General features: G+C 42.8%; 6 protein-coding genes. 5 read left to right on the top strand and 1 reads right to left on the bottom strand.

The genetic code is table 11. From position 1 onward, the window contains the following. Positions 1 to 89 precede the first annotated feature (89 nt). Positions 90 to 1,115: an NB-ARC domain-containing protein gene (locus F6K52_RS27085; protein WP_293085667.1), complete on the top strand. Its 1,026-nt coding sequence runs from the start codon at positions 90 to 92 to the stop codon at positions 1,113 to 1,115. A gap of 69 nt (positions 1,116 to 1,184) precedes the next feature. Further along, complete coding sequence (locus tag F6K52_RS27080) at positions 1,185 to 2,339, top strand: serine/threonine-protein kinase (RefSeq protein WP_293085665.1); 1,155 nt, start codon at positions 1,185 to 1,187, stop codon at positions 2,337 to 2,339. 376 nt (positions 2,340 to 2,715) lie between these two features. On the opposite strand, the gene F6K52_RS27075 is transcribed toward F6K52_RS27080, so the two are convergent. After that, positions 2,716 to 4,020: a pentapeptide repeat-containing protein gene (locus F6K52_RS27075; RefSeq protein ID WP_293085662.1), complete on the bottom strand. Its 1,305-nt coding sequence runs from the start codon at positions 4,018 to 4,020 to the stop codon at positions 2,716 to 2,718. A gap of 969 nt (positions 4,021 to 4,989) precedes the next feature. On the opposite strand from F6K52_RS27075, the gene F6K52_RS27070 reads away from it, so the two are divergent. From F6K52_RS27070 to F6K52_RS27060, 3 genes are all read left to right on the top strand, one after another. Next, positions 4,990 to 5,280 carry a hypothetical protein gene (locus F6K52_RS27070; protein WP_293085659.1) on the top strand — a complete coding sequence of 97 codons (291 nt, stop codon included), beginning with the start codon at positions 4,990 to 4,992 and terminating at the stop codon, positions 5,278 to 5,280. 107 nt (positions 5,281 to 5,387) lie between these two features. Continuing rightward, positions 5,388 to 7,439: an ABC transporter substrate-binding protein gene (locus F6K52_RS27065; protein WP_293085656.1), complete on the top strand. Its 2,052-nt coding sequence runs from the start codon at positions 5,388 to 5,390 to the stop codon at positions 7,437 to 7,439. Positions 7,440 to 7,633: 194 nt separating this feature from the next. Then, on the top strand, positions 7,634 to 8,842 hold the full coding sequence (locus tag F6K52_RS27060) for a pentapeptide repeat-containing protein (RefSeq protein WP_293085653.1): 1,209 nt from the start codon (positions 7,634 to 7,636) through the stop codon (positions 8,840 to 8,842).

The following is an 8,842-nucleotide window of genomic DNA, read 5'->3' as shown; positions in this document are numbered from 1 at the left end:
CGCGTTGTGCATGACGTCCGTTGCGGGTGCGTCCGCGTCCCACGGTGTGGTGTCAACCGCACGCGGGGTGCCCGCTGCAACGGGGTCGGATGTTGGAATCTCGCGCGTCTTGGTGTGCGTTGAGTCGGTCGCGTCGATCTTCACACGAACTGGCTCAGCTACAGCAATGGATTGTCACAGATAACTGTCCATTGGTGGCTATTTTGGGCATTACTGGTATTGGCAAAACTGCCTTGTCAGTGAAGCTAGTTGAACAGATTAAGGATCAGTTTGAGTATGTGATTTGGCGTACCCTCAACCATACTCCATCTGTTGAAGAACTTCTGAGTGACCTGATCCAATTCTTGTCCAACCATCAAGAAAACCCTTCATCAACAACTCTAAATAACCTGCTATCCCGACTAATGTATTACCTCAACCAGCATCGTTGTTTGATAGTGCTTGATGAAGTAGAAGCGATCCTGGATGCTGGTCAATCCTCTGGAATTTACAAAGAGGGCTACCAGGAGTATAGAAAATTACTGGAATGTATTGGGGGCAAACGCCATCAAAGCTGCTTGTTGTTGACCAGTCAAGAACCTCCCCAGGAAGTTAAGAAACTAGTAATCAGGGAAGGAAGAATTCGGGAATTCCAACTCAAAGGCTTGAAAAAGGAAGACGCTAAAGCACTCTTGTCAAAGGACGGTCTTTCTAAATCTTTGCATGGAGTGGGACAACTAATTGATAGCTACAAAGGTCATCCCTTAGCCTTAAAGATTGCGGTTAGGACAATCCAAAACTGCCATAATGGTAAAATTTCGGATTTTCTCAAAGGCTCATTATTTATTGGTGATGTTTTAATCAATATGTTCGACAAGCAATTTTCTCTATTATCAGATTTCGATCAAGAGCTAATGAACTATTTAGCCATGGCTACCGAGCCAGTTTCAACTCAATACTTGCTAGATCAATTTTATTCATATCCCAACAGAGCGAGTTCAAAAATAAAGACATCTATAAATAATTTGTTACAACGTTCACTTATTGAAAAAAAAAATCAGGATATGGGGGAAGTATTTTTTACTGTAGATCCTGTAATTAAAAAGTATCTTAACAAGCGTTTTTATGGGAGCTGATTGAATTAAGTCTGATTCATAAAAATATCTTAACAAGCGTTTTTATCAGGGTGGCTGATTTAAGTAATTATGATTCATATCGGACAAGAAATACACAATCGTTACCAAGTTATAAAAAAGTTAGGCAGCGGTAACTTTAGTCAAACCTTTGAAGTAGAAGATTGGCTTGATATTAACTCAAGTCAGTCAGGCAAAAGGAAAGTGCTGAAAGTTCTGAAATTAAGTTACTTTAGTGATTCAAATACGAGAGAAAAAGTCGTTGAGCTGTTTCAGCGAGAAGTAGAAGTTTTGAAGCAGCTCAATCATCCAGGAATTCCCCGAGTTGAGCCAGATAGCTACTTCCGTTTTGTAGCTAATAAAAATAACCAAGAGGACTTCTTACACTGCTTGGTGATGGAGAAGATTGATGGACTAACGTTGGAAGATTTGCTGGTTCAGACTAATCAAATAATTACTGAAGAGCAGGCAATTGACTGGCTAAAACAACTGATAGTAATACTTAATGAAATCCATCCCAAGTATTTACACAGGGATATTAAACCGGATAACATAATGATCAGACCCAATGGACAACTCGTATTAATTGACTTTGGCGCAGTTAAAGCACTAACCCAAAAATACATTATTCAACAACAAAGTACTTCGCAAAATACCAGTATTGGAACCCTAGGATATATGCCACCAGAGATCATTAATGAACAAGAAGCTTATCCACAATCTGATTTTTTTGCCTTAGGTCGTACCTTTGTGCGATTGCTCAGTGGTAAACACCCTAGTGATTTTCCAAAAGACTCCCAAACTGGAAAGTTAATCTGGCGAAATGAAGCAACACATATTTCGGAAATACTGTTGAATTTAATAGATTTTATAATGGAACCGTATTGGCAAAATCGGCCAAAAGATAACCAAACAATTATGTTATATCTAATTGATTATCTAATCAATAATAATCGAAATCATCATTATCGAAATATAAAGACACCAGAAAATAGACGGGTTAAGCATAGCAATTATAATTTTATTAATTCAGGATTAGGAATTTTTAGCCTTGTCCTCAACTTCGTTTTACTTGGTTTACTTAGTCAAGGAACCTATCTAACCCCTGGTGTAGTTTTGCTACTGTTTGTAGTCCTCAGTATCCTGTCCATCTCACTCGTATTTTCTTTAGAATTTCCTTTATTGATTAAAAGAGCATCCAAGCTGTTACTGTCTAGGAAACTATAGGAGTTTGCAACCCGCGCTAATTACAATATAATAAACAAGGGTATCATACCAAATCCTGTCCCATACCCCCCTTATCCGCATAGCCATAGATTCCTGGCATACAAAGATTTGGTGGATTTTTATAAAGGGGTTTTGACAAACGGATTTGGTATCCTATTACTTATTCAGATAATTTATACTAGAACAAGAGATCGATTTTAGCGGATCTTACGGAATTACTATGCAAAACTGTTAGTTAAAACAACTCAAAATATAGCTATTCATTGATGTTATACTTCAACCTTATAAACTAACGGTAAATAATTGACAAAATGGTTACCTAGCAATAATTTTCGACATCATATGAATAATTTACCATAACAGGTACGGAAAAGCCTTAAATAATCGGTCGATTGGCTTGCTGTTTAACAATTTCCCACAGATTTGCGCTGCGCTGACGGGAGCTTGCTAGCTGGTCATGGGAGGCTTTCAATTCTGCACGGTATATGCCCTCAAGGGTGCTGAGTTTAGTCTCATACAGTGTTTTTGCCTGACGTTCAATTTCAGCCTTGCTAGCATCTAGTGGCACCTCAATTCTAATCAAAAACGAACCACTGCTCTTCTTTTCGATAGCTTGGATTGATAGGTATTCCTCACCGTATTCTTCCCTGAGTTGTTGAAAGGAAAGCAAAAAAGCTTTCCAGTCAATACCATCACTGAATGTCAGGTCAACAGTTTCCAAGGCTTTCTGAAACAGACAAGTAAACTCTCCTGGCGCAAAGTTCTGAGTTTCATTCCTAGGGCGACGTTCAATGAATGTGTCTTGTGTATAGTCATATTTTAGATAAGCATACTCACAAATCACATGCTTCAGCTTCGTGCCCTGATTAATTTTCCAATCTTCCAGACAAGCTCCGGTAAAGATTACTTCAGTAAAATTACAGTCTAATGCTTGAGTCCTAATCAAGTAAGCTTCCCTCAGGTTAGCCTTGGTGAGGTTAGCTTCGCTCAAATCAGTCCCGCTCAGGTCAGCCCCACTCAGGTCAGTCTTGGTCAGGTCAGCTTTATGGAAGTTAGCTCCACTAAGGTCAGCTTTGCTCAGGTTAGCTAGGCTGAGGTCAGCTTTGCTCAGGTCAGCCCAACTGAGGTCTGCACCCCTGAGGTCAGCCTGACTCAGGTCCGCATTTCTAAACTCAGCTAGACTGGGGTTAGCACCACTAAGGTTAGCCCTGCCAAGGTAACACCCACAAAGGTCTGTTTTGCTGAGGTTAACTCTACTGAGGTTAGCCTTGTAGAGGTTAGCAGAGCGGAGCTTAGCTTTGCAAAGGTCAGACTTGTAGAGGTTAGTCTCAATTAAATTAGCGCCGCTAAGGTTAGCCTCGATCAGGTTAGCCTTGTAGAGGTTAGCAGAGCGGAGCTTAGCTTTGCAAAGGTTAGCCTGGTTAAGGTTAGCCTTGATCAGGTTAGATAAACAGAGGTTAGCCTCAAGGAGATTAGCCTCACTGAGGTTAGCCCCTCTTAGGTTAGTCACATTGAGGTCAGCTTTGATCAGGTTAACCCGCCTGAGATCAGCCCTACTGAGGTCAGCCCCTCTGAGGTTAGCCTCACTGAGATCAGGCTCTAGGTTAGGATTCTCCCTCCGCCACTGATTCCAGGCATCTATCCCTCGTTTGAGCACAGCCAAATGCTCTTTGTCTGCCATGATGCAATTCGATCCCAATATACAAAAAAACGCTCACAACAGAGCAGCGTCATGGTTCCTTCTGCTTGATCCTAGTCGTGTGGGCACTATCCAGTCCACAGGTATTAGGCTCTGAATATATTTGTCTACACGGATGCTATAGGCACCCTTATATCTAACACCATACCCAGTTATCCCCAATCCTTCCGGAAATTTTTTAGATGAACTACCACAACTTGCGATCGCGTTACTAAGGGCGGGAGTCCTAAGTAGCGCTTGCTTCTGAGCAAAGCGCGAGATCTACGTTATGGTGTTAGCTGATCTGACAAGTTTTTTTCCTGACAGCATTTCTGGTCTTTAAAATTTAATCATAATAACTAATTAATAATGTAACAATTATGCTGAATTATAGCATTTATAAAATAGGTGATGTACATAAGTTTTTGGTTTTCGTAAATAGGTAACTCAGAATAGGTAACTCAGAATAGGTAACTCAGAAAAAATACTGTGTACCTCATGAATATGAATAGCGCTATATATCAATAATTAGATATAGCATTTCTAAATAGATCATGAAAACGAATCCTGTGTCTTGAGGCAAAGCGCGAGTGGGGGTAACCCCCCGTATTAAAGCACTGCATCCCTTGATCATAAAATCAAAAACTCCTAGGATATCTTGACACTCTTCCGTGATCCGAAGTTCCCTGATCCGAAGTCTTGAGGCAAAGTGCGACTGGGGGAAACCCCGGTATTAAGGCGCTGCATTGCTTTTTATATCAATCCTAGGTTTACATCTAAACTAAAAATGCTATGGCACTATTGAAATAGTTTTTTTACTGTTGATAAAAAAAAAGCTGGACTAAATCTTACTGAAACAGTATAGCCTGATTACCGCTGGGTTTGTTGATAAAGTCTCTGTTTCTAGACTCTAGAAGAGCGCAAAGTATAAAGAAGGATTATAATTCAACTACTAATCACCAAGATTTTCTGATGGCTGATATCACACTAGGGGATTTAATCACATTGATTTTCCGAGAGATCACTGACACATTGGAAGAAACAAGTGATCGGGGTAGTGATCGGGGTGCTGAACCATTGAAGTTACAGGTCACTGATGTGGATGTTGAGATTCCTGCCCATCTACGCCTGCAAACTGACCCCCAGTCTTTACCAGAAAAGTCAAGTAGAGTGATAGTGACAATGCCATCAGCTCGTGAAACAGAACCAGTTGGTAGTAATGGTCGTATCCGAATCACTATCACTACTGAAGACAAAAGGTAAAGGATAAACTATTCCATGTATAGTAGTTCTCAATTGGGTGAGGTCCCCCGCCCTTGGGGTTAATGGAACTAGCGAGTAGGGAAGTCAGAAGAGGGAACTTCGGATCGATGAGTAATGATGAGTCCGTAACAGAGGATAACCAAGAATGGCAGTTGGCAGAATTGGTGGATGCGATCGCATCGGAAATTGACTATGCGGAAGATACTCTCTCCCTCAAATCCTATGCTCGTGGTAAGTCTTTGGCTATCAAACAGCTAAACCTGGATTTGGAAGTAACAGTGCGTCGTGGTCAAGATGGAGAAATTTGGTTTCGGACGGTTGTTGATCCCAAGGAAAATGGCGCTACTGTTCTCAAATTGGATTTTACCCAAGTAGTACAGAGTCAGTTGCATGGGGTACGTAAGGCTCTAGACCGACCAGTAGATAACCGTCCTCTGGCTACGTTACCAGATATTACTGACACTGATATCAAACAACTAAATGCGATCGCTATTTACTCCGTTGATGACCTAGAGCGCTACACCCAAACCCCAGCAATGATCGCCGAAGTTAGCCGTAAAACTGATCTTCGCGAAGCACGGATTAGGATGTGGCGACAACTCCCATTTTTGACTGAAGTGAAACCAGCCAAATCACCGCCAGGGAGTAGTGTGGTGATTGAAGGGGGTAATTTCGGTTCTGTGCCTTCACCCGATGCTGTAGTTTTGTTTCAGGGTCAGCCAGCTCAAATCATCACTTGGAGTGAGTCCCGCCTGAGTGTGATTATGCCCCAAGTCAGGGGTATTGGTGTCCTATTTGCTGTGATTGATGGTCAAACTACCAATACTCTTCCTTGGGAAGCCACTACTATTGATTTATTGGTACGTGACATTATCCTAAATCCCCCATTACCAGTAGCAGGGGATTTAATTACATTAGAAGCAGATCTAATTAATCAAGGAAGTAGCCCAAGCGGTTCTTTCCAAGTTGAGTGGACTATCAACAATCTATCTGACCTTAGTCCCCATGGCACCTTACAACCGAATAAGCGATCGCAAGACAGCAGCATTCGTCATCAACTTAGGTTCAAAGCTGGTTTCCATATGATCCGCTTCACGGCTGATCCACAACAACAACTCCCCGATATCAACCCAAGCCACAACACCTTTACCAAAAAGATTTGGGTCAGATCCCGCCAAGAGCTTACCATTGCTGATTTTCGTCCGATTAAGACCCTTGACCCTTTGCTTAACCCAACCCTAGGACCAGCGGATGTATTGAGTCTGGTGTTCCGGGGTTTATGTCGTTTTAATTCCTTACGTGGGTTGCTGGTTCCCGATCTTGCGGTCAAGTGGAAGCTAGAAACTGTAGACAAAATCACTAAAATCCTTTATTTCCAGCTTCATGACAACCTACGTTTCCACGATGGCACCCCTTTAACGGTTGCTGATGTTGAGTTCACTTATCAGGTACTGCGGAAAATTGACTCACCCTGGCGCAAACTGGTTTTGACAAGCATCAGGGATATCAAAGTGGTAGATCAAAAAACCATTGCGTTTACATTACAGTCTGCCCCCCAAAGGTTACCCTCGCAATCCCATCGCCTCAGGGAAATTGATTCAATTGAGCCTAGGGATTCCCATCCCTTAGCAATCGACCCACCCCCGGTAACCAAACCTCCTATTGATCCCCAACTTTTAACCTTGGGAATTGTACCGCGCCATAGTTATGGTACAGAACGCTTTGGGATAAAGCCGATTGGGAGTGGACCATTCCAAGTTGAGACCTTCGATCCTACTGGCATCCAGTTGAGTGCTTTTCCAGACTATTGGCAAGGCACACCACGATTTGATCAAATTGTCATTCCCGTCATCTGTGATCACAACCAGCTGCTCGATATGGTGCTAAGCCATAAGGTCACTGCAGCAGTAATACCCTACTCAAAAGACCTGGCCAAGACCTTGAGGGAAAACAAAGAATTGACTGTCGTGCCTCTTACCCAATCTCAGGCACAGTTACTACAAGTACAATCGACTAGGATTCAGGAGCGGATGCCCAACCGTTTCAATACAAATTGGAATGCTCATCTGTGGTATAGCACTTCTGAATCGGGTGAGGTACAAAGTTTTGGGTTGGAGGGAGTCGGGAGTCGGGAGCGGTGCGACCCGTGGCGAATTTAATTACGGGTCAAGCGCACCGAGGGAGTAGCTATACAGGGGCACAGACAAGGAAACAGGCCAAGTGTACCGGATTTCACTTTAAAATTTGTTAATCTGTTGAGGTGCAAGATCTGAGTAAAAAACGATCCGAGTCTCCAAGAGCTGTATTATTTTGAATGTTGCAAAACCCTTGAGCTTATTTTGATGGGAATGCCATGACTAACTTGCCTGAGCCTCTGCCACCCAATCAGCCTGAACATAGTAACAACGGTACCGCCAATAACTCAGGCAATGGTCATTCACCACCATCTCCTCCCCAAACTCAAGAGGAGCAACATTTATCTACCCTGCCGTTGTTAAACCTCCCTAATAAACCAACGATTGGATCGGTTACTCCTGCTAATCGCTCCGTAAGCGCAATTATTCTCACTGCGATCGCTATCATGATTTTTGGGGTAGTGATTGATAACCTCTGGATTGGGATATCCGGAGCTACTGTGGCGCTGTTGGTTTCATTGCCAGTAATTTTACCGGTTCTCAAACAATGGCTTATTGATTTGTTGCCACCACCACAAAGAATCAAAGTTATTGCCTCGATCGGAGTGGTAGCAGCAATAAGTGGCTTACTGAACTTTGTTGGTGTTTACCAAAACATCAGCAATTGGTTAGTTCAGATTAAATGGGATGAATTTGGGTCATGGGCTGAATGGGTAGGTGCTTTGGGACAGATTTTGATTGCCGTCCTAGCAGTATTCATTGCTTGGCGACAATATGTCATTTCCAAAGACCTGACCATCCAGCAAAATATGATTACCCAGCAGCAAACCATTGATGCTTACTTTCAGGGAGTTTCAGATTTAGCCTTAGATGATCAGGGATTGCTAGAAGATTGGCCCCAGGAGAGGGCATTTTGCGAAGGAAGAACCGCTGCTATTCTCAGTAGTGTGGATGCCCATGGGAAAGCTAAAGTGCTCAGATTTTTGTCCCAAGCCCGTTTACTGACTCCCCTCAGACGGGATAATCATTTAGGACGCCCCATGTTGGATGGCTATGGAGGATACCAAGAAGACCGAATTTATGGTATAAGGGTGATTGACCTGAATGTAATGTTAGCTGGATCAGACCTGAGTTATACAGATTTGCGTTGGACAGAACTCGGCGAAGCTAATATGGTCAGAGCGAATCTCAGCTTCTGTGACTTAGTGCAAGCGAATCTATCCCGCACTGTTTTATATGAAGCCAACCTCACTGGTGCTGACCTCAAGGGAGTCCGCCTATTTTATGGTTCAGTAGAAACTGCCAGTCCCCGCAGTCGTACCCATCCCCCTGACTATCGCACTGGAGCTTACACTGGTGCAGTAGTGGAAAATGTTAACTTCACTGGTATCCAGCGGATGGATGAAAAGCAGCACTACTACTGCTGA

Source organism: Moorena sp. SIO3H5 (genome assembly GCF_010692395.1).
Taxonomy (GTDB): Bacteria; Cyanobacteriota; Cyanobacteriia; order Cyanobacteriales; family Coleofasciculaceae; genus Moorena.
This window is presented reverse-complemented; position numbering and strand designations above follow the sequence as displayed.

Bases quoted from the DNA above. Each gene is read 5' to 3' on its own strand.
- F6K52_RS27085 (WP_293085667.1), top strand. From the start codon at position 90: ATGTTGGAATCTCGCGCGTCTTGGTGTGCGTTGAGTCGGTCGCGTCGA.
- F6K52_RS27080 (WP_293085665.1), top strand. From the start codon at position 1,185: ATGATTCATATCGGACAAGAAATACACAATCGTTACCAAGTTATAAAA.
- F6K52_RS27075 (WP_293085662.1), bottom strand. From the start codon at position 4,020: ATGGCAGACAAAGAGCATTTGGCTGTGCTCAAACGAGGGATAGATGCC.
- F6K52_RS27070 (WP_293085659.1), top strand. From the start codon at position 4,990: ATGGCTGATATCACACTAGGGGATTTAATCACATTGATTTTCCGAGAG.
- F6K52_RS27065 (WP_293085656.1), top strand. From the start codon at position 5,388: ATGAGTAATGATGAGTCCGTAACAGAGGATAACCAAGAATGGCAGTTG.
- F6K52_RS27060 (WP_293085653.1), top strand. From the start codon at position 7,634: ATGACTAACTTGCCTGAGCCTCTGCCACCCAATCAGCCTGAACATAGT.